This window comes from Lentzea sp. NPDC055074 (genome assembly GCF_053608005.1).
Map to the genome: position 1 here is coordinate 1 of NZ_JBSGUQ010000022.1, position 22,660 is coordinate 22,660.

Annotated in this window: 25 protein-coding genes; 7 read left to right on the forward strand and 18 right to left on the reverse strand. The window is 69.0% G+C overall.

Going from position 1 to position 22,660, the window contains the following annotated elements; translation table 11 throughout:
- Window positions 1-520: 520 nt before the first annotated feature.
- Window positions 521-1,795, reverse strand: coding sequence for a tyrosine--tRNA ligase (gene tyrS, locus ACWF7A_RS36415; protein ID WP_452255048.1), 1,275 nt, complete (start codon window positions 1,793-1,795; stop codon window positions 521-523).
- 137 nt (window positions 1,796-1,932) lie between these two features.
- Between tyrS and ACWF7A_RS36420 the strand changes: the two genes are divergently transcribed.
- Together ACWF7A_RS36420 and ACWF7A_RS36425 are read left to right on the forward strand one after the other, a co-directional pair.
- Window positions 1,933-2,325 carry a hypothetical protein gene (locus tag ACWF7A_RS36420; RefSeq protein WP_189159739.1) on the forward strand — a complete coding sequence of 131 codons (393 nt, stop codon included), beginning with the start codon at window positions 1,933-1,935 and terminating at the stop codon, window positions 2,323-2,325.
- 10 nt (window positions 2,326-2,335) lie between these two features.
- Window positions 2,336-3,376: a toll/interleukin-1 receptor domain-containing protein gene (locus ACWF7A_RS36425; protein WP_452255049.1), complete on the forward strand. Its 1,041-nt coding sequence runs from the start codon at window positions 2,336-2,338 to the stop codon at window positions 3,374-3,376.
- Here the strand turns inward: ACWF7A_RS36425 and ACWF7A_RS36430 are convergent.
- The 10 genes from ACWF7A_RS36430 to argC are packed head-to-tail and all read right to left on the reverse strand — an operon-like array spanning window position 3,345 to window position 12,518.
- Window positions 3,345-4,616, reverse strand: coding sequence for an SMI1/KNR4 family protein (locus ACWF7A_RS36430; RefSeq protein ID WP_452255050.1), 1,272 nt, complete (start codon window positions 4,614-4,616; stop codon window positions 3,345-3,347). The genes ACWF7A_RS36425 and ACWF7A_RS36430 overlap by 32 nt on opposite strands.
- 33 nt (window positions 4,617-4,649) lie before the next feature.
- Window positions 4,650-5,246, reverse strand: coding sequence for a DNA-3-methyladenine glycosylase (locus ACWF7A_RS36435; RefSeq protein WP_452255051.1), 597 nt, complete (start codon window positions 5,244-5,246; stop codon window positions 4,650-4,652).
- Window positions 5,236-6,627 carry an argininosuccinate lyase gene (gene argH / locus ACWF7A_RS36440; RefSeq protein WP_452255052.1) on the reverse strand — a complete coding sequence of 464 codons (1,392 nt, stop codon included), beginning with the start codon at window positions 6,625-6,627 and terminating at the stop codon, window positions 5,236-5,238. The genes ACWF7A_RS36435 and argH overlap by 11 nt, the downstream gene beginning before the upstream one ends.
- A gap of 12 nt (window positions 6,628-6,639) precedes the next feature.
- Window positions 6,640-6,894 carry an argininosuccinate synthase gene (locus ACWF7A_RS36445; RefSeq protein WP_452255053.1) on the reverse strand — a complete coding sequence of 85 codons (255 nt, stop codon included), beginning with the start codon at window positions 6,892-6,894 and terminating at the stop codon, window positions 6,640-6,642.
- A 4-nt stretch (window positions 6,895-6,898) separates the two neighbouring features.
- Window positions 6,899-7,384, reverse strand: a complete 486-nt coding sequence (locus ACWF7A_RS36450) for an arginine repressor (protein ID WP_452255054.1) — start codon at window positions 7,382-7,384, stop codon at window positions 6,899-6,901.
- Window positions 7,381-8,313 carry an ornithine carbamoyltransferase gene (gene argF / locus ACWF7A_RS36455; protein ID WP_452255055.1) on the reverse strand — a complete coding sequence of 311 codons (933 nt, stop codon included), beginning with the start codon at window positions 8,311-8,313 and terminating at the stop codon, window positions 7,381-7,383. Before argF ends, ACWF7A_RS36450 begins: the two co-directional genes overlap by 4 nt.
- Window positions 8,310-9,467 (reverse strand): acetylornithine transaminase, encoded by a 1,158-nt coding sequence (locus tag ACWF7A_RS36460; protein WP_452255056.1) that lies wholly within the window; start codon window positions 9,465-9,467, stop codon window positions 8,310-8,312. Before ACWF7A_RS36460 ends, argF begins: the two co-directional genes overlap by 4 nt.
- A complete protein-coding gene (gene argB, locus ACWF7A_RS36465; RefSeq protein ID WP_452255057.1) occupies window positions 9,464-10,336 on the reverse strand; it encodes an acetylglutamate kinase in 873 nt (290 codons plus the stop codon). The genes ACWF7A_RS36460 and argB overlap by 4 nt, the downstream gene beginning before the upstream one ends.
- Window positions 10,333-11,505, reverse strand: a complete 1,173-nt coding sequence (gene argJ, locus ACWF7A_RS36470) for a bifunctional glutamate N-acetyltransferase/amino-acid acetyltransferase ArgJ (RefSeq protein WP_452255058.1) — start codon at window positions 11,503-11,505, stop codon at window positions 10,333-10,335. The genes argB and argJ overlap by 4 nt, the downstream gene beginning before the upstream one ends.
- Window positions 11,502-12,518: an N-acetyl-gamma-glutamyl-phosphate reductase gene (argC, locus tag ACWF7A_RS36475; RefSeq protein ID WP_452255059.1), complete on the reverse strand. Its 1,017-nt coding sequence runs from the start codon at window positions 12,516-12,518 to the stop codon at window positions 11,502-11,504. The genes argJ and argC overlap by 4 nt, the downstream gene beginning before the upstream one ends.
- A 43-nt stretch (window positions 12,519-12,561) precedes the next feature.
- On the opposite strand from argC, the gene ACWF7A_RS36480 reads away from it, so the two are divergent.
- The 3 genes from ACWF7A_RS36480 to ACWF7A_RS36490 are packed head-to-tail and all read left to right on the forward strand — an operon-like array spanning window position 12,562 to window position 16,248.
- Window positions 12,562-14,130, forward strand: a complete 1,569-nt coding sequence (locus ACWF7A_RS36480) for a sensor histidine kinase (protein WP_452255060.1) — start codon at window positions 12,562-12,564, stop codon at window positions 14,128-14,130.
- On the forward strand, window positions 14,127-15,596 hold the full coding sequence (locus ACWF7A_RS36485) for a histidine kinase (RefSeq protein ID WP_452255061.1): 1,470 nt from the start codon (window positions 14,127-14,129) through the stop codon (window positions 15,594-15,596). The genes ACWF7A_RS36480 and ACWF7A_RS36485 overlap by 4 nt, the downstream gene beginning before the upstream one ends.
- A gap of 10 nt (window positions 15,597-15,606) precedes the next feature.
- Window positions 15,607-16,248 carry a response regulator gene (locus ACWF7A_RS36490; RefSeq protein ID WP_452255062.1) on the forward strand — a complete coding sequence of 214 codons (642 nt, stop codon included), beginning with the start codon at window positions 15,607-15,609 and terminating at the stop codon, window positions 16,246-16,248.
- Here ACWF7A_RS36490 and sthA read toward each other — a convergent pair whose 3' ends face one another.
- Together sthA and ACWF7A_RS36500 are read right to left on the reverse strand one after the other, a co-directional pair.
- On the reverse strand, window positions 16,249-17,664 hold the full coding sequence (gene sthA, locus ACWF7A_RS36495) for a Si-specific NAD(P)(+) transhydrogenase (protein WP_452255063.1): 1,416 nt from the start codon (window positions 17,662-17,664) through the stop codon (window positions 16,249-16,251).
- Window positions 17,665-17,716: 52 nt separating this feature from the next.
- Complete coding sequence (locus ACWF7A_RS36500; RefSeq protein WP_452255064.1) at window positions 17,717-18,718, reverse strand: hypothetical protein; 1,002 nt, start codon at window positions 18,716-18,718, stop codon at window positions 17,717-17,719.
- A 146-nt stretch (window positions 18,719-18,864) separates the two neighbouring features.
- Here ACWF7A_RS36500 and ACWF7A_RS36505 point away from each other — a divergent pair, with 146 nt between their 5' ends.
- Window positions 18,865-19,533, forward strand: a complete 669-nt coding sequence (locus ACWF7A_RS36505; protein WP_452255065.1) for a DNA alkylation repair protein — start codon at window positions 18,865-18,867, stop codon at window positions 19,531-19,533.
- Between the two features lie 11 nt (window positions 19,534-19,544).
- Window positions 19,545-20,108 carry a GNAT family N-acetyltransferase gene (locus tag ACWF7A_RS36510; protein ID WP_452255066.1) on the forward strand — a complete coding sequence of 188 codons (564 nt, stop codon included), beginning with the start codon at window positions 19,545-19,547 and terminating at the stop codon, window positions 20,106-20,108.
- Here ACWF7A_RS36510 and ACWF7A_RS36515 read toward each other — a convergent pair.
- The 5 genes from ACWF7A_RS36515 to ACWF7A_RS36535 form a co-directional block, all read right to left on the reverse strand.
- A complete protein-coding gene (locus ACWF7A_RS36515; RefSeq protein WP_452255067.1) occupies window positions 20,077-20,574 on the reverse strand; it encodes a hypothetical protein in 498 nt (165 codons plus the stop codon). The two genes, ACWF7A_RS36510 and ACWF7A_RS36515, sit on opposite strands and share 32 nt — an antisense overlap.
- 281 nt (window positions 20,575-20,855) lie before the next feature.
- The gene (locus ACWF7A_RS36520; RefSeq protein WP_452255068.1) at window positions 20,856-21,215 is read right to left on the reverse strand and encodes a hypothetical protein; all 360 of its coding nucleotides are present in this window, start codon (window positions 21,213-21,215) and stop codon (window positions 20,856-20,858) included.
- The gene (locus ACWF7A_RS36525) at window positions 21,215-21,676 is read right to left on the reverse strand and encodes a hypothetical protein (RefSeq protein WP_452255069.1); all 462 of its coding nucleotides are present in this window, start codon (window positions 21,674-21,676) and stop codon (window positions 21,215-21,217) included. Before ACWF7A_RS36525 ends, ACWF7A_RS36520 begins: the two co-directional genes overlap by 1 nt.
- A complete protein-coding gene (locus ACWF7A_RS36530; protein WP_452255070.1) occupies window positions 21,673-22,062 on the reverse strand; it encodes a hypothetical protein in 390 nt (129 codons plus the stop codon). The genes ACWF7A_RS36525 and ACWF7A_RS36530 overlap by 4 nt, the downstream gene beginning before the upstream one ends.
- Before the next feature lie 3 nt (window positions 22,063-22,065).
- Window positions 22,066-22,509 carry a hypothetical protein gene (locus ACWF7A_RS36535; protein WP_452255071.1) on the reverse strand — a complete coding sequence of 148 codons (444 nt, stop codon included), beginning with the start codon at window positions 22,507-22,509 and terminating at the stop codon, window positions 22,066-22,068.
- Window positions 22,510-22,660: the final 151 nt, after the last annotated feature.

Below are 22,660 nucleotides of genomic sequence, written 5' to 3' on the forward strand. Positions count from 1 at the left end.
CAAAGGAACTACCTCGACGAGGAGGTAATTCATATATTACTGGCTGTGTTTCGGCACGCTGTTGAGTTCTCAAAGAACACGCGCACACCGCAGCTGGATCTCCGAAGAGACGTCGCTTCCGGGGCTGTGTCGTACTTAAGCTTGTATTTGAAACTTCCGACGCCCTTGGCCTCTGAGCTCAGAAGAGCTACCGGCTGGGTCTTCGTCGTTTCCAGGTCACCCACTCTACCACAGTCCGTGGAAGCTTGGTTCGTGATCTGTGTCGCGCTCCGTTCCGGTGTTCCCGGCCCGTTCCTCGCTGACATGGAGAAAGTTACACGCACGCCAACGCAGGGTCAAATCGGGGGCACCGTCATCACCCACGGTTAAGAAACCGCAGGTCAGCAGCCCCATACAGGACCCACGAACAAGCTATCGCAGCCCAATCCCGCGCACACTGTGACCGCGATCACACCGAGAAAGACCGAAGGCCGCCGGTCCCGAGCGGGACCGACGGCCTTCCAGAGCCAGAACGTGCAGGTCAGAGCTCGACGTGGACGCTCGCGTTGTTCCGCTTGCCGCGACGGAGCACCAGCCACTTGCCGTGGAGCAGGTCCGACGGCGCCGGCTTCCACTCCTCGTCGGTCACCTTCGTGTTGTTCACGTAGGCACCGCCCTCGTTGACCGTCCGCCGCGCGGCACCCCGGCTCTCGGCCAGGCCCGACGCGATCAGCAGGTCGACGATCGTCGGCTCGTCCGCCAGCCGCACCTGCCCCTTGGGAGCCTCGGCCAGCGCCGCTTCCAGCACCGGTGCGTCGAGGTCGCGGAGCTCGCCCCGCCCGAACAGCGCCGACGACGCGAGGATGACCTGCTGCGTCGCGCGCTCCCCGTGGACCAGGTCCGTGAACTCCTGCGCGAGGCGCTTCTGCGCGGCCCGCTGGTGCGGGGCCTCCGCGGTCTGCTTCTCGAGCTCGTCCAGCTCCTCACGCGTGAGGAACGTGAACAGGCGCAGGTAGTTGAGCACCGTGACGTCGTCGACGTTCACGAAGTACTGGTACCAGGCGTACGGCGACGTCATCTCCGGGTCGAGCCACACGCTGCCGCCGCCGGTGGACTTGCCGAACTTGCGCCCTTCGGCGTCGGTGACCAGCGGCGCGGTCAGGGCGTGCACGTGCTTGCCCTCGACCCGGCGGATGAGGTCGACCCCACCGACGATGTTGCCCCACTGGTCCGAGCCGCCGACCTGCAGCGCGGTGCCGTACCTGCGGTTGAGCTCCAGGTAGTCGTTCGACTGGAGCAGCAGGTAGCTGAACTCGGTGTACGACATGCCGTCGCCCTCGAGGCGGCGCTTCACCGTCTCCCGCGACAGCATGACGTTGATCGAGAAGTGCTTGCCCACGTCGCGCAGGAACTCCAGCGCGCTGACCTGGCCCGTCCAGTTGAGATTGTTCTCGACGATCGCGCCCGTGGGCGAGTCGTCGAAGTCGACGAACCGCTCCAGCTGGCCGCGGATGCGCTCGGCCCACTCGGCGACGGTGTCGAGCGAGTTCAGCGTGCGCTCACCGGTGTCGCGCGGGTCGCCGATCATGCCGGTGGCGCCGCCCGCCATCACGATGGGCCGGTGACCGGCGCGCTGGAAGCGGCGGAGCATGAGCAGCGGCACCATGTTGCCCGCGTGCAGCGACTTCGCCGTCGGGTCGAAACCGCAATAGAGGGTGAGCGGGCCGGCGTCCAGGTCCTTCCGGAGTGCGTCGAGGTCGGTGGACGTCGCGATCAGGCCGCGCCAGGACAGTTCGTCAAGGATGTGCTCGCTCACGACACTCATTGTCCCCTACCTGGTCCAACGGGTTTCGACCCGGTACTCGGACGGGTACGCCCGTGGGCATGACGGATCCTCGCGATGCGGAGTTACGGCGGCCCACTGAACGGCTGCCGCGTGTGAATGAGCCACACATGCCGCGTGTCAACGAGCCGGTGGTCGAGGAGGTGGTCGAGCGCGACGCCGACTACCGCAGGCTGCGGACGGTGCGGACCGTCTGCGCGATCATCGACATCGTGTGCTGGACGTTCGCCATCGTCCTGCTGGTGCACATCTTCCTCGTGATCGCGGGTGCGAACGCGACCAACGGGTTCTTCCAGTTCGTCGCGGGCTGGGCGGACGGGATCACCCTCGGCCTCGACGGCCTCTTCACTCCGGACAACGCCTCCGTGGCGACTCTCCTCAACGAGGGCCTGGCCGCTCTCCTGTGGTTGGTCATCGGTGCGTTGCTCACCAACCTGATCACCCGCGTGGCGCTGCCTTCGGGTCACCGGCGCGCCTGGTACCGCAGGACCGTCAGGCCGTGAGAATGGTGGGGTGGACGAGTACGAGTTCGACGTCGCCCTGTCCTACGCCGGGGAGGACCAGGATCTGGTCCTCCCCGTTGTGGCGCTGCTGAAGGAGCAGAAGGTCAAGCTCTTCCACAGCGAGGAGCGCGAGGCCGAGATGTGGGGCCTCGACCTGGTGGAGTACTTCTCCGAGGCCTTCAGCAAGCGCGCCCGGTACGTGCTGCTGTTCAGCTCGCGGCACTACGTCGGCAAGTGGGCGAGGCTGCAGCACCGGACCGCTCTCGGACGCGCGCTGGAGCAGCACTCCGAGTACGTGCTGCCCATCCGGATCGACGACACCGAGGTACCCGGTCTCTCGCCGCACGTCGGCTACCTCGACCTGCGCGTGCACGACGCGAGCACGATCGCGGACGCCGTCGTGCAGAAGCTCGCCCAGCACCGCGCCGAGTTCACGCCGGCCACCCCGATCACACCCCGGTCGGTGGCCGCGCTGGTGCGCGAGAAGCCGCGCGGCTGGGAGTACCTGCTCTACGCGACCGTTGTGGCGCAAGGACTCGCCGGCCTCCAGCAGAAGTACCGCGAGCACTTCCTGCGTTATTCGCCGCGCAACGGCACCGTCGAGCACGGCAACGGCATCGGCCTGATCCGCGACCGCAACGTGCTGCTCGGCGAGATCATCAAGGTCGCCGTCGACTCGGTCTTCACGTCGGCCACCCAGGAGGCCGCGTTCGGGAGGTCCGGCGAGGCCGGTGACGCGGAGCGGATCGTGCACCTGGGAGAGCTGTTCGTGCGGACGTTCGACGAGATCCTCGACTGGGCGCGCACCATCCACGGGACCAGCTACGCCGACGGACACGCCCGCGCCGCCGCACGGGTGCAGGCGCGGTTCGCCGATCGGCAGCTGGAGGCGATGCACGGCGTCGCGAACGACCTCCGGCAGGTGGCGGGCACTCTGGTCGAACGGCTCACCGCCGGGGAGCAGATCGACATGACGGTGCCGCTGGTGTTCGAGGTGGAGCCGGCGCTGGAGCTGGAGTTCAAGGCCGCTCTGGAGAGACTGTCCCGCTGATCACCTCGTGCGGCAGGTCCACACCTCGTTCACGAGCCCATTCGAGCGCACGGGCCAGCGACGACTCACCGGTCAGAGTGGCGGCGGCGGGTGTCAGAGAGCAACGCTGCCACTGTTCGACGCTCAAGGTGAGGTGGTCGACGGCCGGCAGCGACTCGACGTCGACCTCCGCGGCGGACATGTCGAGCACGCGCAGGTTCGGGTACGACGGCAGCTCAACGCGCGCACCGCGGACCGCGAGAGAGATCAGGCTCTCGCACAACGGCAGCTCGACCTCGTCCGCGGCCACGTCGAGGCATTCCAACGGCAGGTGCGCGAGGTCGCCGAGGCGCACGGAGCCGCCGCTCGTGACTCCGAGCCGCCGCAACGAGGTGAGGCGCGCGAGCAGGCCGAAGTCGAGGTCGCCGGGGTGGTGCAGGGAGAGGCTCTGGATGGTCAGCGGCAGCTCGGCCACGCCTTCGGCTCCGCGGTCGGCGACCTTGAAGTGGGCTTCCAGCCCCTTGTAGCCGGGGCTTTCCGGCGACTGCGCCCAGGCCGTCGCGGACTCCGCCAGGTACGACAGCGGTGCCTCGCCCGCCAGCTGGATGATCTGGCCGACCCGTCCGTTCGGGCCGGGCGCGAGGTCGACGCACAGGTTGTCGCCCCAGTGGTTGGACGCGATGGGCACCCACAGCGGATGGAACTGCACGGTCCGCACGGCTCCGGGAGGGCCGACGTACAGCAGGGTCTCTCCCCAGAAACTGGGGTCGTTCTCCACCATCGACCGGTAGAGGAGCCACGTGCTGATGATGTCGTCGGGCGGGTACAGGTCGGTGTCCTCGTCGATCTCCACACCGCTCGCGTACAGCTCGTGCACTTCCGCGGGCAGCGGAGCACCGATCACGGCCTCCACGTCGGCCAGCGTCGAAACGGCCGGCATCGCGGGACGTTCCGGCCGGTTCCGCAGCACGGTGTACGTCGGCGGGAGGTGGCCCGTCCCCTGCGCGATGTCCTCGGTGACGACGGCCTCGAAGGTGCCGTCCGGGAAGACCCGCAGCTCCAGCACGACCGGCCGGTCCAGGCCGAGCGGGAGCAGCTCCCGCACGTAGTCGGAGTGGCGGAGGCGCACGTCGTCCGGCCGGGCGTCGAGCCGGTGGCCTCCCCCGCCTCCGCTGAGCGACGCCCTGAGCGTCAGCTCCTCGAACTCCGACTCGACCGACGACAGCAGTTCCCGTGCGACAGCGGCGAGTGCGTCCTTCACCTGTTCCCCCCAAGATCGTTCGAGGGGCAGATCCTAAGCGCGCCGTTTTCCGCCGCGTTTGTAGGTCGACACCGAAGGGGAGTCGATCCAGAACCGCCACGGCACGTCCATCGCCACGGCGACACCGACGCGTGGCCCCGCGTGCACCTTCGTGGCCGGTTCACCTGCGTAGAGACGTACGGGCGAGTCGGGAGAAGTCAGGTCGACGCCGTTCTGCGAGCGGTCGAGCCCGAGGACCTTGCACAGCCGTGCGGGTCCTTTGCCCAGTTCGGCAGCGGAACGCGATGCAGGGCGACGAGAGAACGCGATGTCCTCACCCTCGACGACCTCGCCCGCGCGCAACAGCACCGCACCGGGCACACCGTCGGTCAAAGTCACGACGTTGGCGCAGAAGTGCATGCCGTAGACGAAGTAGACGTACAGGAACCCGGCCGGGCCGAACATGACCTCGTTGCGCGGGGTCTTGCCGCGGTAGCAGTGCGACGCCGGATCGTCGCCGCCCCGGTACGCCTCCACCTCGACGACGCGCACCCGCACGCCGCCTGCCTCCAGGTGCGAACCGAGGAGGAGCCGGGACGCGTCGACCGGGTCGATCGCCAGCTCCTCCCTGGTCAGCAACCTAGAACTCACGGGCCGCGGCAGCCTTCGCGACGAGGGCGTCCAGCTGCTCGCGGACGCGGACGGGCGCGGTGCCGCCGTGGGCGTCGCGCGAGGCGATCGAGCCCTCGACGGTCAGCACCGACCGGACCTCGGCGGTCAGGGCGGGCGAGATCGCGAGGAACTCCTCGTCGGTCAGGTCCTCCAGGCCGACGCCGCGGGACTCGGCCGCGCGGACGCACGCACCGGCGGCCTCGTGCGCCACGCGGAACGGGACTCCTTGGCGCACGAGCCATTCCGCGATGTCCGTGGCGAGGGTGAAACCGGCGGGAGCCAGCGACGCCATGCGGTCGACGTCGAACTTCAACGTCGCCACCATGCCCGCGAACGCTGGCAGCAGGAGCTCGAGCTGCCCGACGCCGTCGAACAGCGGCTCCTTGTCCTCCTGCAGGTCGCGGTTGTACGCGAGCGGCTGCGCCTTCAGCGTCGCCAGCAGGCCGGCCAGGTTGCCGATCAGGCGGCCCGACTTGCCGCGCGCGAGCTCCGCGACGTCCGGGTTCTTCTTCTGCGGCATGATCGAGCTGCCGGTGGACCACGCGTCGTCGAGCACCGCGAAGCGGAACTCCGCGGTGGTCCAGATGATGATCTCCTCGGCCACCCGGGAGAGGTTCACGCTGATCATGGCCAGCACGAACGCGATCTCGGCGGCGAAGTCGCGCGAGGCGGTGCCGTCGATCGAGTTCTCGACCGGGGCGTAGAAGCCCAGGTCCGCGGCGACCTTCGCGGGGTCGAGGCCGAGCGAGGACCCGGCGAGCGCGCCCGAGCCGTACGGGGAGAAGCCCGCGCGCTTGTCCCAGTCGTGCAGGCGGTCGACGTCGCGCAGCAGTGCGTGGGCGTGGGCGAGAAGGTGGTGCGACAGCAGCACGGGCTGGGCGGACTGCAGGTGCGTGCGGCCCGGCATGACGGCGCCGAAGTGCGTCTCGGACTGCGCGGCCAGGGCGTCGACGACGTCCAGCACACCGGCGGCGACGCGACGGGCCGCGTCCCGCAGCCACATGCGGAACAGCGTCGCGACCTGGTCGTTGCGGGAACGGCCGGCGCGCAGCTTGCCACCGAGCTCGGTGCCGGCGCGGTCGATCAGGCCCCGCTCCAGCGCCGTGTGGACGTCCTCGTCCTCCAGCACCGGGGTGAACGCGCCGGACTCGACGTCGGCGAGCAGCTCGTCCAGCGCCTTCTGCATGCCGGCGAGCTCGTCGTCGGTCAACAACCCGGCCGCGTGCAGCACACGGGAGTGCGCGCGCGAACCGGCGATGTCGTACGGCGCCAGCACCCAGTCGAAGTGCGTCGACAACGACAGCCGTGCCATCGCCTCGGCCGGTCCCGACTCGAACCGGCCACCCCACAATGAACTCATCACACGCAACTTTCAGCTAGCGAAGTCGTAGAGCGATTCTTCCGAACGGGCCACCAGCCCGACGACGCGCCCCTCGTACAGCGCGACGTCGACCTCGCCGGAACCCGACGGCAATGCCATCCGCGCGACCCGCACGGCCACGGAGCCCAGGCTGGACCTGACCACACCGGCGCGGAAGTTGAGCTCGCGGACGGCCTCGGCGATGGAGACGGTCTCGCCGTCCACCGCCACGACCACGCCCGCGTCGAACGTCAGAACGGCGTGCACGGGCTCATTCATCGACGTCGCCCGAGGCGAGCGCGGTGATCCGGTCGGCGAGCTCGGCACCGGTCATCGGCTCGCGGGCGACGACCAGGATCGTGTCGTCCCCCGCGATCGTGCCGACCACCTCGTGCAACGCGGCTCGGTCCAGGGCCGAGGCCAGGAACTGCGCCGCGCCGGGCGGAGTGCGCAGCACCGCGAGGTTGCCGGAGTAGTCCGTCGACACCAGCAGCTCGCCCAGCACGCGGACCAGGCGCGTGGTGCCGCCCTGGACGCCGCGCACGGGGCTGCCGTCCTCCGGGATCACGTAGACCGGCGCACCGCCGTCGGGGCCGCGCAGCTTGACCGCGCCCAGCTCGTCGAGGTCGCGCGACAACGTGGCCTGCGTGACGTCGATGCCCTCCGCCGCAAGCAGTTTCGCGAGTTCGGACTGGCTGCGCACGGCCTGATGCGACACCATCTCGACTATGCGGCCCTGACGGGCGGTGCGGGTCATGACGACTGCTCCAGCAACCACACGAGCAACGCCTTCTGCGCGTGCAGCCTGTTCTCCGCTTCCTGCCACACGAGCGACTGCGGGCCGTCGAGCACGTCGTCGGTGATCTCCCAGCCGCGGTGCGCGGGCAGGCAGTGCAGCACCGTCGAGTCCGGCTTCCCGGTCGCGGCCAGCAGTTCCGCGTTCACCTGGTACGGGCGGAACGGGCCGACGCGGTCCTTGCCGTCGTTCTCCTGCCCCATCGACGTCCAGGTGTCGGTGACCAGCACGTCCGAACCGTCGACCGACTCCCGCGGATCGCTGATCAGCGTCACCGAACCACCGGTCTCAGCGGCGCGCTTCTTGGCGTCCTCCAGGAGCTGGGGGTTCGGCACGAAGCCTGCGGGCGCGCCGATGCGCACGTGCATTCCAGCCGTGGCGCCACCGAGCATCAACGAGTGCGACATGTTGTTGGCGCCGTCGCCCAGGTACGTCAGAGTCAAGCCGGCGAGCTTGCCGTAACGGCGGCGGATCGTCTGCAGGTCCGCGAGCACCTGGCACGGGTGGAACTCGTCCGTCAGCGCGTTCACGACCGGAATGCGCGACACGGACGCCATGGCTTCCATGCGCGCCTGTGCGAACGTCCGCCACACCACGGCGTCGACGTACCCGGACAGGATGCGCGAGGTGTCCTCGATCGTCTCCTCGCGGCCCAGCTGCATCGACCGGCCGTCGATGATCACCGGGTTGCCGCCGAGCTGCGCGATGCCGACCTCGAACGAGAGCCGGGTGCGCGTCGAGTTCTTCTCGAAGATCACGGCGACGGACTTGGGGCCCGCCAGCGGCTTCGCGGTGAACCGGTCCGCCTTGTACGCGTCCGCGAGGTCGAGGACGGCCGCCTGCTCCTCGGTGGACAGGTCGTCGTCGCGAAGGAAGTGCCGCAAAGTCACTGCGTCTCCTCGAAGAAGGTGGGGAGCGCGGCGACGAAGGCCTGCGCGTCGGAGGTTTCCAGCACCAGCGGCGGGGCGAGCCGCAGCACGTCGGGCTGGATCGGGTTGATCAGGTAGCCGGCCTTCTGCGCGGCCGCCGCGGCCTTCGCCGAGACCTTCTCGCGCAGCATGATGCCGAGCAGCAGACCTGCTCCGCGGACTCCGGAGATCATGGGGTGGTGCAACGCCTCGACACCCGTGGCGATCTCCTTGCCGACGGACGCGACGTGCTCCAGCAGGCCTTCGGACGCGATCGTGTCCAGCACGGCGAGACCGGCGGCGCAGCACACCGGGTTGCCGCCGTACGTGGTGCCGTGGTGGCCGGGCTTGAAGAGCTCCGCCGCCGCGCCGAACCCGATCGTCGCGCCCAGCGGCAGACCGCCGCCGATGCCCTTGGCCAGCGTCATGACGTCCGGCACGATCCCGGCCTGCTGGAACGCGAACCACGTGCCGAGGCGGCCGATGCCCGTCTGCACCTCGTCGAGGATGAACAGCGCGCCGTGCTCGGAGGTGATCCGGCGGACCTCCTGCAGGTAACCGGCGGGCGGCACCATGACGCCCTGCTCGCCCTGGATCGGCTCGACGATGAACGCCGCCGTGTCGTCGTCGATCGCGGCCTCGAGCGCCGCCGCGTCACCGAACGGGACGTGCGAGACACCGGGGACCAAAGGCTCGAACGGCGCACGCTTGGGCTCCTGGCCGGTGAGCGTCAACGCGCCCATCGTGCGGCCGTGGAACCCGCCGATCGTGGAGATGATCTTGGTGCGACCGGTGAGGCGCGCCATCTTGAGCGCCGCCTCGTTGGCCTCGGCGCCGGAGTTGCAGAAGAAGACCTTGCCGGGCTCCCCCGCGAGGTCCAGCAGGCGTTCGGCGAGCTCGAGAGCGGGCTCGTTGACGTACAGGTTGCCGGTGTGGCCGAGCTTCGCGATCTGCGTGGACACCGCCTCGACGATCGCCGGGTGGGCGTGGCCGAGCGCGTTGACGGCAAGGCCGGTCAGCAGGTCGACGTAGCGGTTGCCGTCCGCGTCCCAGACGTGCGCGCCCTCACCGCGTTCGAGCTGCAGCGTCGGTGTGCCGTAGTTGTCCATCATGGACTGTTGCCAGCGTGTGGTCATTTGTTGTCCCCCAACACCATCGTCCCCACACCTTCGGAGGTGAAGACTTCGAGCAGAACGCTGTGGGCGAGCCTGCCGTCGATCACGTGCGCCTGCGGGACGCCGCCGCGCACCGCGCGCAGGCAGGCCTCCATCTTCGGCACCATGCCGCTCTCGAGGTCCGGCAGGATCTTCTCCAGCTCGGAGGCGCGGATCTGGTCCACCAGCGATGACTTGTCGGGCCAGTTCGCGTAGAGGCCCTCGACGTCCGTGAGCACGACGAGCTTCTCCGCACCGAGAGCGACCGCGAGAGCGCCGGCCGCCGTGTCCGCGTTCACGTTGTGCGGCACGCCGTGGATGTCCGGCGCGACGGACGACACGACCGGGATGCGGCCCGCGCGCACGATGTCGAGCACCGCGTCCGGGTTGACCTCGGTGATGTCCCCGACGAGGCCGATGTCGACCTCTTCGCCGTCCACGACCGCGCCGCGACGGGTGGCCGTGAACAGGTGCGCGTCCTCGCCGGAGATGCCGACGGCGTACGGGCCGTGCTGGTTGATCAGGCCGACGAGCTCACGCCCGACCTGCCCGACCAGGACCATCCGCACGACGTCCATGGCCTCGGGCGTCGTGACGCGCAGGCCGCCGCGGAACTCGCTGTGGATGCCGAGCCTGTCGAGCATCGCCTTGATCTGCGGGCCGCCGCCGTGCACGACGACCGGGCGCAGGCCGCACAGCCGCAGGAACACCATGTCCTCGGCGAACGCCTTCTTCAGCTCGTCGTCGACCATGGCGTTGCCGCCGTACTTGACGACCACGAGCGCGCCGCGGAACCGCTCCAGCCACGGCAGCGCCTCGACGAGGACTGCCGCCTTCTCTTGTGCGTTCATGAGGAGTAAGCGCTGTTCTCTTCGACGTAGTCGTGCGACAGGTCCGTGGTGAGCACGGTGGCTTCGGCCTCACCGACGTTGAGGTCGATGACGATCTCGATGTCACGGCCGGAGAGGTCGGCCTCGCCGCGGTCGCGGTCACGCGTTCCGTTGCGGTAGAGCGACACTCCGTTGATCAGGATCTGGAGCACGTCCGGGTCGATCTCGGCGTCCGCGCGGCCCAGGGCCATCGCGATGCGGCCCCAGTTCGGGTCGCTGCCGAAGAGCGCCGTCTTCACCAGGTTGTCCTCGGCGACCGTCCGTCCGATGTGGACGGCCTCGGCCTCCGTCGCGGCCTGCTTGACGGTGATGCTGATCTCCTTCGTCACGCCCTCGGCGTCACCCTGCAGCTGCTTGACCAGATCGCCCGCGACCTCGGTCAGCAACGCGGTGAAGTCCTCGAACGAGGGCTCGACACCCGAGGCGCCGGAGGCCAGCACGAGCACGGTGTCGTTCGTGGACGTGCCGCCGTCGACGTCGAGGCGGTCGAACGTGCGCGAGGTCGCGAGGCGCAGCGCCTTGTCGAGCTGGTCGCCGGAGATCTTGGCGTCGGTCGTGATGACCGACAGCATCGTGGCCATGTTCGGGGCGAGCATGCCCGCGCCCTTCACGAACCCGCCGACCGAGAAGCCCTGCTCGGAGGCCTTCCACGACTGCTTGGGACGGCTGTCCGTGGTCATCACGCCGGTGGCGGCGTTCAGACCGGCCTCGATCGTGGAGTCCAGCTCCTTCGCGACGTTCTCGACGCCGGTGAGGATCTTGTCCATCGGCAGGCGCTCGCCGATCAGGCCGGTGGAGCAGACCGCGACGTCGACCGCGCCGGCGCCGAGCACCTCGGCGACCTTCTCCGCAGTGGCGTGGGTGTCCTGGAAGCCCTCGGGGCCGGTGCACGCGTTGGCGCCGCCGGAGTTGAGCACGACCGCGGTGAGGCGTCGGGACTGGATCACCTGCTGCGACCACAGCACGGGGGCGGCCTTCACCTTGTTCGTGGTGAAGACACCCGCGGCCGCGTCGGACGGCCCGTCGTTGACGACGAGGGTGAGGTCCAGCGCGCCGGATTCCTTGATCCCGGCGGCGATCCCGGCGGCCCGGAAGCCCTGGGGTCCGGTGACGCCCTTGTTGCGGTTCACGGAGCGACTCCAACGGTCGAGAGGCCGGTCGTTTCCGGCAGTCCGAGAGCGAGGTTCATGCACTGGACAGCGGCACCCGCGGTGCCCTTGGCCAGGTTGTCGACGGCGGCCACGACCACGAGCCGGCCCAGGTCCTCGTCGACGGTCACTTGCAGCTGGACGGCGTTCGAACCGAGAACGGCGTTCGTCGTCGGCCACATCCCTTCGGGCAGCAGGTGCACGAACGGCTCGTCCGCGTACGCCTTCTCGTAGGCCTCGCGAACGTTTGCGGCGGTGTCTTTGAGGGTCGCCGTGCAGGTCGCGAGGATGCCTCGCGACATCGGCGCGAGCACGGGCGTGAAGCTGACCTTGATCGGCCGGCCCGCCGCCGCGGTGAGGTTCTGGGTGATCTCGGGCGTGTGCCGGTGCGCGCCGCCGACGCCGTACGCGCTGGCGGAGCCCATGACCTCGGAACCGAGCAGGTTCGTCTTGAGCGACTTGCCGGCGCCGGACGTGCCCGACACGGCGACGATGACGACCTCGTCCTCGATGAGGTCCACGGCCGGGGCCAGAGCCAGCGAGGAGACCGTCGGGTAGCAGCCGGGAACGGCGACGCGGCGTGCGCCGACGAGTGCGTCCCGCCCGTTGGGAAGCTCGGGAAGTCCGTACGGCCAGGTGCCGGCGTGCTCCCCGCCGTACCACCGCGTCCAGTCGTCGGCGCTGGTCAGGCGGTGGTCGGCGCCGCAGTCGATCACGACGGTGTCGTCGCCGAGTTGCTCGGCGAGAGCGGCTGAGTGACCGTGGGGAAGTGCGAGGAACACCACGTCGTGGCCCTTGAGGGTCTCGACTGTGGTGTCTTGGAGTTCTCGGTCGGCGAGCGGCAGGAGGTGCGGCTGGTGCTTCAGCAGCTTGTCACCGGCGCTGCTGTTGGCCGTCAGCGCGCCGATCTCGATGTCCGGATGGCCCAGTAGCAGGCGGAGCAGCTCGCCACCCGCGTACCCGCTGGCGCCCGCGACCGCGATCCTCACTGTCATGCGCATGATTATGCACGGTCATGCAAACCCACTCAACAGGAGCATGGCCACCTGGCCACCCGATCGGGCCACCTGGCGCTGGGGTGCCGGGACGGCGTCGACCATGATGATCAGCGTGGACGTGAAGGTGCGCGACGGGCTCTGGGCGGCGGGCGTCCTCCTGCTCGCGCTGGTGACGCTGGCGGCACCGCTGGGCAGGCCCGCGCAACCGTGGCTGATCGTGCTCTCGGCCCTGTGGGCGGCGGCGCTCGTGCCGATCAGCGCACGCTGGCCGAAGTGGGCGATCGTGCTCACCGCTCCCCTGAACGGGGTCAGCAACCTGCTCGCGCTCGCTCCGACGTCACTCGTGGTCTTCCGCTCGGCCCGGTCGATCCGGTCGCAGGGCTCGCTGTGGGCACTGGTGGGGATCACCACGGCGCTGCAGGCGGCGTTCGGCGGCCTGCACGCGTGGCGGGCCGGGGACAGCCTGCTCGAGTTCGTCCTCGGCACCGCGTTCTCGGTCCTGTTCCTGCTGGTCTTCCCGGCCGTGTCCGGGGCGCTGATCGGGCGGCGCAAGCCGTTGACGCAGGTGCTGATGGAGCGCAACGACTACTTGGAACACGCGCGCGCGTTGACCGCGAGCACAGCCCGGTCGGCTACGCGCGCACACATCGCCAGCGAGATGCACGACATGCTCAGCCATCGGCTCCGGCAGCTGACCGCGCACGCGGGCGCGCTGGAGCGGTCGGCCGCCGAACAAGCACCTGAGCTGCGCGAACAGGTCGAGCTGATCCGCAAGACGTCCGCGGTCGCGATGGAAGAGCTGCGCGAGATCCTCGGGGTGCTCGGTGCCTCCTCCGAACACGACGAGGACGCCGGCACGCGCGCAGACGTCGAACGGCTCGTGGCGGCATCGTCTGCTGCGGGCCTCTCCGTGTACCTCGACTGGTCCGGCGCTGATCTGGCCGATGCCGACGCACGCCTTCGGAGGGCGGTGCACCGGGTCGTGCGTGAAGCACTCACGAACGTGCACAAGCACGCGCCGACCGCTCGTACGCGCGTGTCCGTGGCCGTCGCCGACCGGGTCCGGGTCGAGGTCGTCAACGGTCCCAGCGCCGCTCCCCGAGGCGCCGGAACCCGTCGCGGGCTCATCGGCCTGGAGGAACGCGTCGAGCTGATCGGCGGGTCGTTCCTCGCCGAGGTGCCGACCGGCGAGGGGTTCCGGGTGACGGCCAGCCTGCCGTTGCACCCGGTCGTGCAGGAGGAGACCGGTGCGGCGGGTGCCGTGACGGAGGCACCACCGCCGATCACCGCAGAGGTCCTGACCGTGCCGCGCGTGGTCGGCAGTGGCTGTCTGGCCACGCTCTCGCTCGTTCCCGCGCTCGGCACGGCGTTCGTGCTGCTCGTCGTCGCGGTCTTCGGCCGCCAAGAGGTGAGCCGGGAGGAGTTCGACGGGTTCCAGCCATCGGTCACGCACGAGGAGGAGGTGACCGAGACGTTCGGGTTCGGCGTGCCGTCCGACAACGCCGGGTGCTACCGCTACCACGTGCGCGACTCGGACGACCGCGACTTCGAGTTCTGCTTCGACCGGGACTCCGGCCTGATGACCACGAAGAAGGAGCTCGCGCGATGAGGTTCGTCTGGCCCGCGCTCGCGTTCCTCGTGGGCCTCGTACCGCTGATCGCCCCGCTGGCCCCGACGCCGCACCCGCTGCTGATCATCGGCAGCGCGCTGTGGATCGCCTCGCTCGTGTGGTTCGCGTCGCGCAAGCCGGAGTGGGTGCTGCTGCTGACGGCACCGCTCTTCGCGGTCAACAACCTCTGGGCGATGGCCATCACGATGTTCGTGGTGTTCGCCGCGTCTCGGAGCATTCCCCGGCTCGGGCGGTTGTGGGCACTGCTGGGCGTGACCACGCTCCTGCAGACCGCGTTCGGTCTCTTCCAGATCCACGAAGCGATACCGCTGTGGCAGAACCTGCTCGGCGGTGTCCTCGGATCGGTCTTCTTCGTGGTGTTCCCCGCCGTCTCCGGCATGCTGCTCGGCCGCCGCAGGCCGATGGTCCGGTTGCTGCAGGAACGCAACGAGTACCTCGAACGCGCCCGCGCCCTGACCGCGGCGTCGGCGCGGTCCGACGAACGAGCGCACATCGCCGGCGAGATGCACGACATGCTCGGGCACCGGCTCAGCCTGATCTCCATCCACGCCGGGGCGCTGGAGCTGACCACCGCGAAGAAGGCCCCGCAGCTGCACGAGCAGGCCGAGCTGATCCGCACCACGTCGTCGCTCGCAATGGCGGAGCTGCGCGAGATCCTCGGCGTGCTGCGGACGAGTCCCGAACCCGAGTCGCTCGACGAGGACACCGGCACCCGGTCCGACATCACCGCGCTGGTCGAGGGTTCCGGGCTCGCCGCGACGCTCGACTGGTCCGGCGACGACCTGCACGGTGCCGACCCGCGCACCCGCCGCGCCGTGCACCGGGTGGTGCGCGAGGCCCTGACCAACGTCGGCAAGCACGCTCCGTCCGCACGTACTCGGGTGCAGGTGGCGGTCCAGGGCGGCCGGGCGCGCATCCAGGTGCTGAACGGGCCGACGTCCGCGGTCGAGGGCAAGGGCGCCCGGCGCGGCCTGATCGGACTGGAGGAACGCGTCGGGCTGCTCGGCGGGTCGTTCAGCGCGGGCCGGCCGGTCGAGGGCGGGTTCCGGGTGGCGGCGGACGTGCCGCTGCACCCTCCTGCCCAGGCCGACCAGGCCGCGGCCGAGGTCGGCGAGGTGCCTCCGCCGCTCGCCGCCGAGATCCTGACCGTGCCGCGGGTGCTCGGCGGCGGCTGTCTCGGCCTGCTGGCATTGCTGCCGATCACCGGTGGCCTGGCCGTGCTGCTGCTGTTCACGTTGCTCAACCCGACGCAGATGAACGCGCCGTACTTCGACTCGCTGCAGGTGGGCGTCACGGCCGAGGACGAGGTCTTCGAGCAGTTCGGCGTCGGGCAGCTCGGCATCGACGGTTGTTCGCGGTTCCAGACCTCGCACAACCCCGACCTCGTCTACAAGCTCTGCTTCCGCGAGGGCAAACTGGACTCGAAGGAGCAGGAGCGCCCGTAGGCTGGCCGGCGTGATCCGAGTTCTCATCGCCGACGACGAAACGCTCATGCGCGCGGGCATCCGGCTGATCCTGGAGAACGACCCCGAGATCACGGTGGTCGCCGAGGCCAGCGACGGCAGGCAGGCCGTCGAGCTCACCCTCAAGCACACGATCGACGTGGCGTTGCTCGACATCCGCATGCCTGGTGGCGACGGGTTGAAGGCCGCTGAGCAGATCGCGACCAGGGCCCACGTCGTCATGCTCACGACGTTCGGCGAGGACTCCTACGTGGCGCAGGCGATGAAGGTCGGCGCGACCGGGTTCCTGCTGAAGGACACCCCGCCGCAGGAGCTGATCACCGCCGTCCGCAAGGCCGCGCGGGGCGAGCCGATCCTGGCGCCGCAGATCACCAAGCGCCTCATCGAGAAGCACCTCGCCGCACCGGACGACGGCTCGGCGGCGCGCCGCAAGATCGACGCGCTCACCGAGACCGAGCGGAACGTGCTCAAGCTCGTGGGCGAGGGGCTGTCGAACACCGAGATCGGCGAGCAGCTCTTCATGGCGACCGGCACGGTGAAGGCGCACATCAGCCGGATCCTGCCCAAGCTGGAGGTCACCAACCGCGTGCAGGCCGCCATCGTGGCCCACGACGCCGGCCTCACCAGGTCGTGATCACCGGGTCGTGAAGCGGTCCAGCGCGCGGATCTTGTTCGTGGCGTCGAGTGCCGCGATCTTGTAGGCCTCGGACAGCGTCGGGTAGTTGAAGACCGTGTCGACCAGGTAGTCGACCGTGCCACCACAGCCCATCACGGCCTGCCCGATGTGCACGAGGTCCGTGGCGCCGGTGCCGAAGACGTGCACACCGAGGATCTTGCGGTCCACAGTGGACACCAGCAGCTTCAGCATGCCGTACGCGTCGCCGATGATCTGGCCGCGCGCGAGCTCGCGGTAACGGGAGATGCCCACCTCGTACGGCACCGCGGACGACGTCAGCTCGGTCTCCGTCGCGCCGCAGTACGAGATCTCCGGGATCGTGTAGATGCCGATGGGCTGCAACGCCGTCAGGTCGTGCACCGGTTCGCCGAACGCGTGGTACGCGGCCAGGCGGCCCTGGTCCATCGACGTGGCGGCCAGCGCCGGGAAGCCGATCACGTCGCCGACGGCGTAGATGTGCTCGACGGGCGTGCGGTAGTGCTCGTCGACGCTCAGCCGGCCGCGGTTGTCCGCTTCCAGCCCGGCGGCGGCGAGGTCCAGCTTCTCGGTGGTGCCCTGCCGGCCCGCGGAGTACATGACGGCGGAGGCCGGGATGCGCTTGCCGGACGCGAGCGTCGTGATGGTGCCGCCCTGCGAGACCTCGACGTTCACGACCTTCTCGCCGAAGCGGAACGTGACGGCCTGGTCGCGCAGGTGGAACTTGAGCGACTCGACGATCTCCGGGTCGCAGAAGTCGAGCATCCGCTCGCGCTGTTCCACGACCGTGACGCGGGTGCCGAGTGCGGCGAACATCGACGCGTACTCGATGCCGATCACCCCGGCGCCGACCACGACCAGCGACGACGGGATCTCGGTGAGCGCGAAGACCTCGTCGGAGTCGAGGATGCGTTCCTCGTCGAAGTCCACGACGGACGGACGCGCCGGCGTCGTGCCCGTCGCGATCACGATGAACTCGCCGGTGATCGTCGTGTGGTCGCCGCGGTGGGCCCCGTCGACCGTCACGGTGTGCTCGTCGACGAACCGGCCGAAACCGTTGAGCAGTTCGATGCCGTTGCGGTGCAACTGCGCGCGCACGACCTGCACCTCGCGGCCGATCACGTGCTGTGTGCGCGCCATCAGGTCGTTGATCGTGATGTCGTGCTTGACGCGGTAGCTGGCGCCGTACAGCTCGCGCTGGCTCATGCCCGTCAGGAACATGACCGCCTCGCGCAGCGTCTTCGACGGGATGGTTCCCGTGTTCGCGCAGACGCCGCCGACCATCTCCTGCTTGTCGATGATCGCCACGCGCTTGCCCAGTTTCGCACCCGCGATCGCCGCCTTCTGGCCGCCAGGACCAGAGCCGATGACGATCAGGTCGTAGTCGTACGACGTCATGGTCGACAGCCTACGTCGCGGACTGCGATTCCACGGCTGAACGAAAATGAACTCAGCGGACTCCGGCCCGGGACTCGCTGCTCCGGAACGGCAGCAGGTCGAGCAGGCGGCCGCCGGCGCGGTAGTCCGCGACCCGCTCGGCGAACGGCCGCTGCACGATCCGGTGCACGGCCTCCTTGCTCAGCCGCTCGTAGGCCGGGACCGTGTCGTTGCTCAGGAAGTCCCAGCGCGCCACCCGGTCCGCGTAGTTGAACGCGGGCAGCGGGCCGCCGAACAACGGCCGGTACTGCGCCGGCGTCTTCCCGCCCGGCACGGGCATGGGCCCGGCGACCGTGATCGCGTACGTGACGATCTCGCCGGGAGGCAGTAACCGGGACCGCATCCGGTTGAACTGGTCGGCGATCACCAGGTTCTGCTCGCGCGAGGAGAACTCCAGGACGGCCTGCGCCGGGTCCGCCCACGCCGCCGTGGTGTCGTGGTCGATGATCCCCGCGTCGCGCAGCTCCTGGACGGCCTCGATCCCGCCGTGCAGGTAGGCGGCGTGCATCGCGCCCAGGTCCATGAAGATGTGCTTCTGCATCGACATCAGCATCGACGAGAACCAGCGCAGCTCCGGGATCGTGCCGAGGTCGAGCATGCCCGCGGCGAACGCGGGCGCGCCGATGTTCGCGAAACCCATCCACCGCAACGTGTCGGGGTGCGTGAGGTAGAGCTTCGCGTAGAAGTCGTAGACGGCGAAGATCACGGCTCTGTTCGACTCGGCGGAGCGCTGCGGGTCCCACTCGGTCAGGTTCACGCCCGCGTCCTCGGCGGCGCGGACGATCCAGTACTGCCACAGCAACGCCTTGAACCGCACGGGCGAGAGCCCCCTGGCCCGATAACCGGCGAGCGCGGCCTCGATCGTGGCACGGTCGGACGGCAGGTCGGGGTGCACTCCACCCCGCTGTTCGCCGTTTCCGTTCACCAGCGGCAGATCCAGGTAATCCACCGTGTCCGCTTTGGTAGCACCCATGCTGCCGAGCACGAGCGCCGCCACGACCATGAGCACGCGCATGAACGCGAACTGTATCCGGATCAAGCACCCTTTCTGTTCACAGAAGCCCCCGGTCAAGTGATGTTTTGCGGGTTCGTTAGCACTTTCGGTACCGAAGGGGCCATAAATCTCAACAGGGCTACTCCTAATGCCTATACCGTTTGGGCGTGACCCTTAAGGTTTCCTTGATCGACGCGGTTCGAGCGGGACTCGAGGAGCTCGCGGATCCGGTGAAGGCACTGGAGATGCAGGCGTACATGAAGTCCGACATGCCGTTCCTGGGTGTGCAGAAACCGGGACGCGTGGCGGTGCAGAAGTCGCTGCCGCAGTTGCACGACCGCGACGAGTGGCTCGACGCGATCCAGACGTTGTGGCGCACGGCGACGTACCGCGAAGAGCGCTACCTCGCGTTGTCACTGAGCGGTGATCGCCGGTTCCAGTCCGTCGACCTGATGCCGTGGTTCGACGAGATGATCGTGACCGGTGCCTGGTGGGACTACGTCGACGAGATCGCGTCGAAGCGCGTCGGCCCGCTGCTGCGGTCCACACCGGACGTGGTGCGGCCGTTGATGCTCCGGTGGTCGGTCGACGAGGACAGGTGGCGGCGGCGGACGTCGGTGATCTGCCAGCTCGGGTTCAAGGGCGCGACCGACGCGGACCTGCTGACTGCGTGCATCGACGCCAACGCGGACGATCCCGACTTCTTCCTGCGCAAGGGGATCGGCTGGGCGTTGCGCGAGTTCGCGAAGACCGAACCGGGCTGGGTGCGTTCGTTCGTCGAGGCGCGGCCAGGGCTGTCACCGTTGTCACGGCGCGAAGCGTTGAAACACCTTTAGTGTCAGTACACATGAGGGGGAAACACGTAAAGCTCGAACCGCTGTCTCTCGACCACGCCGAGGAACTGTTCGACGTCACCCGCGACCCGGACATCTGGACGTGGTTGCTGAGCACGCGGCCCGCCGATGTCGACGAGATGCGCGCGTGGATTTCCGAGGCGGTGACTTCACGCGAGGCGTTCGCACAAATCGAGGTCTCCACCGGACGCGTGGTGGGCACGACGTCGTTCTACGAGGTGTCACCGCGGCATCGGCGGCTCGTGATCGGCTACACGATCGTCGGCAGCGAATGGCACGGCACCGCGATCAACCCGGAGGCCAAGCTGCTGTTGCTGACCGAGGCCTTCGACGTGCGCGGCGCGTTGCGGGTGGGCTGGTACACCGACGCGGCGAACGTGCGCTCACAAAGGGCGATCGAGAAGCTGGGAGCGTCGAAGGACGGAGTGCTGCGTGCTCACATCACGCGGCCCGACGGCACGCAACGGGACACGGTCGTCTACTCGATGGTCCCCGCGGAATGGCCGGCCGCGCGCGAACGGCTGACTAGCCGTGTTTCGCGCGACCCGAGTAGGTGAGCGGGAAGACGAGCTCGGCGCACGCCGCCGGCACGTCCTGGGCGACCTCGACCTTCATGGTGACCTCGACCGCGCCGCCGGCGGGGATGTCCACGATGTCGGTGAGCGGCACGACCGTCAGCACCCCGGACGGGCACCCCTCGACGCGCTGCTGGGTCGCGTCGAGCGGCTGACCGGGCACCGCGGAGAGGCTCTCGACGATGATGCCGACGGGGTTGGGGTTGGACAGCCGCACCTTGCGCTCGCCCACGGCACCCGGCGTGAGCTCCACGGGAGCGCCGGAGATGTCGTTGATCTCGAACGGCTTGAGCTGCTGCATGCCCGACTCGCCGCTGCTGACGGAGTAGGCCATGGCAGGCGACTGCGGATCCGGCCACGTCAGATGCATGGCCGCCACGACCGCCGCGCCGACCATGAGGATCGTCAAGGACACGGCGATCTCAAGGCGCGGACCCAGACTACGCATGGCGCAACTCTCCAGAGTTGTTGCTCCAGGCGGTGGGTTCGCCTCTAGCTCCCCACCGGACCGGCGACCAACTCGCCCGGTGGTTCATCGCTTCGCCCCTCGGCCCTAACGAGCCGCGCCGCCAATCTTGGAGAAGCTTCACGTACTGCGCAAGCGTCCGACGGGCGCCGATTTCCCCTTGTAATGAGGGACCTTTGGCACCTTGACAGCTACGCAGGGCTACCACCTGCTGGTTTGATCCCAAATCCCGATGAACGGGATTCAGCCGATCGAGCGAATTATCAGGAACAAAACTGTTCTGGACTCTGCACGCTCGTCCAGTTTCCCGCCACTGATCTCACCTTCACCCGCAGCACGGTGCCGCCGGTGATCGTGTGGGACGTCGAGGAGACGCGGAGGGGACCGCTGAAGTTGCCTTCACCGTTCGACTTGTCGCTCCACACGAGATCATAGGCGGGGACTCCCGGCACAGCCTGCCAGGTCACCGCGCCGGACGACTTCGTGCACACGATGCCGCTCGGCGCGGTGACCGTCGCGGCCCTGGCACCGGCGGATCCCTGACCGCCGGTGGTCCAGGCCGCCGAGGCGGGCTGCGCCGCGAGGAGGCACAGCACCGCCGCTCCGGCGATCACGGTGCGCATCACGCGCTCGCGATCGTGACCGTGACGGGGAGGGAGAAGGTCCTCCCCTGGCAGCTGTTGTCGGCGTTGCCCATCGTCACGGCGCCGGCCATCTCCACGGTGACGGTGGCACCGGCGGCGATCTGCGTCATGGGGGCGCTAGTGGTGAACCCGAGCGTGCACTCCAGCGCGCTGCCCGGCACGAGGGCGACCGAGGTGACCTTCACCGGGTAGGCGTTCGGGTTCCTGACCGTGACGGCGGCGTTGCCCGTCGAACCGGGGTAGAGCAAGCCGGTGGTGACCGCGCCGCCGGTCACCACCGGAGCCTGGGCCGTGGCCGCGGTGGCCGTGGCGTTGCCGGTGCCGGAGCTCGTCCACGCCGCGTAGGCGACGCCCGAGCCGAGTGCGGCCGTCGCTGCCGCGAGGACGATGACGCTTCGGCGCACGTACCGGCGGCGGACGAGTTCCTTGAAGCTGATCATGGCTTGATCGCCGTTCCCGAGTAGGTGAGGGGGAAGGTGAGGTTCTTGCAGGCGTCCGGGGCGGACGCGGACATCCGGACGGTCAGCGGCACGTCGGCGGACGTGTTCTTGGCGATGACGATCGGTGCCGCCAGCGGAGCGACGGTCACGGCGTTCGCCGGGCAGTTTGGGGAAGGGCGCCCGGCCGAGGCTTCGAGCCGGGTGACCTTGATGTCCTGGTTGTTGGGGTTGGTGACCCGCACCTTGCGGGTCACCGTCCCACCGGGGACCAACCCCGTCGCTGTGCCGACGTCCGCGATCGTGAACGCCTTGCCAGGGCTGTCCGCCGCGCTGGAGACCGGGGAGAGGGCCACCAGTACCGCGAGCACGATCAGGGCGCGGCGCATGACTCAGGCAGCCGAGGCGAGCGTCGCGGTCAGCGGCAGCGTGAAGGTCTGCAGCTTGCAGTTGTCGGCGGCGTTGGCGCTCATGGTCGCCTGCAGCGTGTAGGTGGCCTTCTGGTTCGGACCGATCGGCGCGCCGGGGTTCGCGGCGGACGCCGTGCTCGTGACGGTCCCGGCGGCGCACCCGCCCGCGGTCTCCTGCGACGTGCCGGCGCTGATCGAGGTGACCTGGACGGCGTAGGCGTTGGGGTTGTCGATCTCGACCACGAACGAGACGGTCTTGCCGGGGTAGAGACCCTCACCGCTGACCGGAGTGATGTTGGAGTTGATCTCCTTGGTCGAGGTGACCGAGCCGGAACCGGAGCCGGTGCTCGACCACGCGGCGTAGGCGACACCGCCGCCGACGGCGAGGACTGCGACTGCTGCGATGACTGCGGTGCGCTTGCGCATGGGGTTCTCCTGGAGTGGTGCCCGGTGGGTACGGCACCAAGTTTGGAGAACGCTCAACCACTACACAGCGTGCACAAGACACAAGAAAAGGGACCCTGGCGGCACTGTTGTCATCGCACATGGATCGCTACACGCGTACGCGGACTACAGG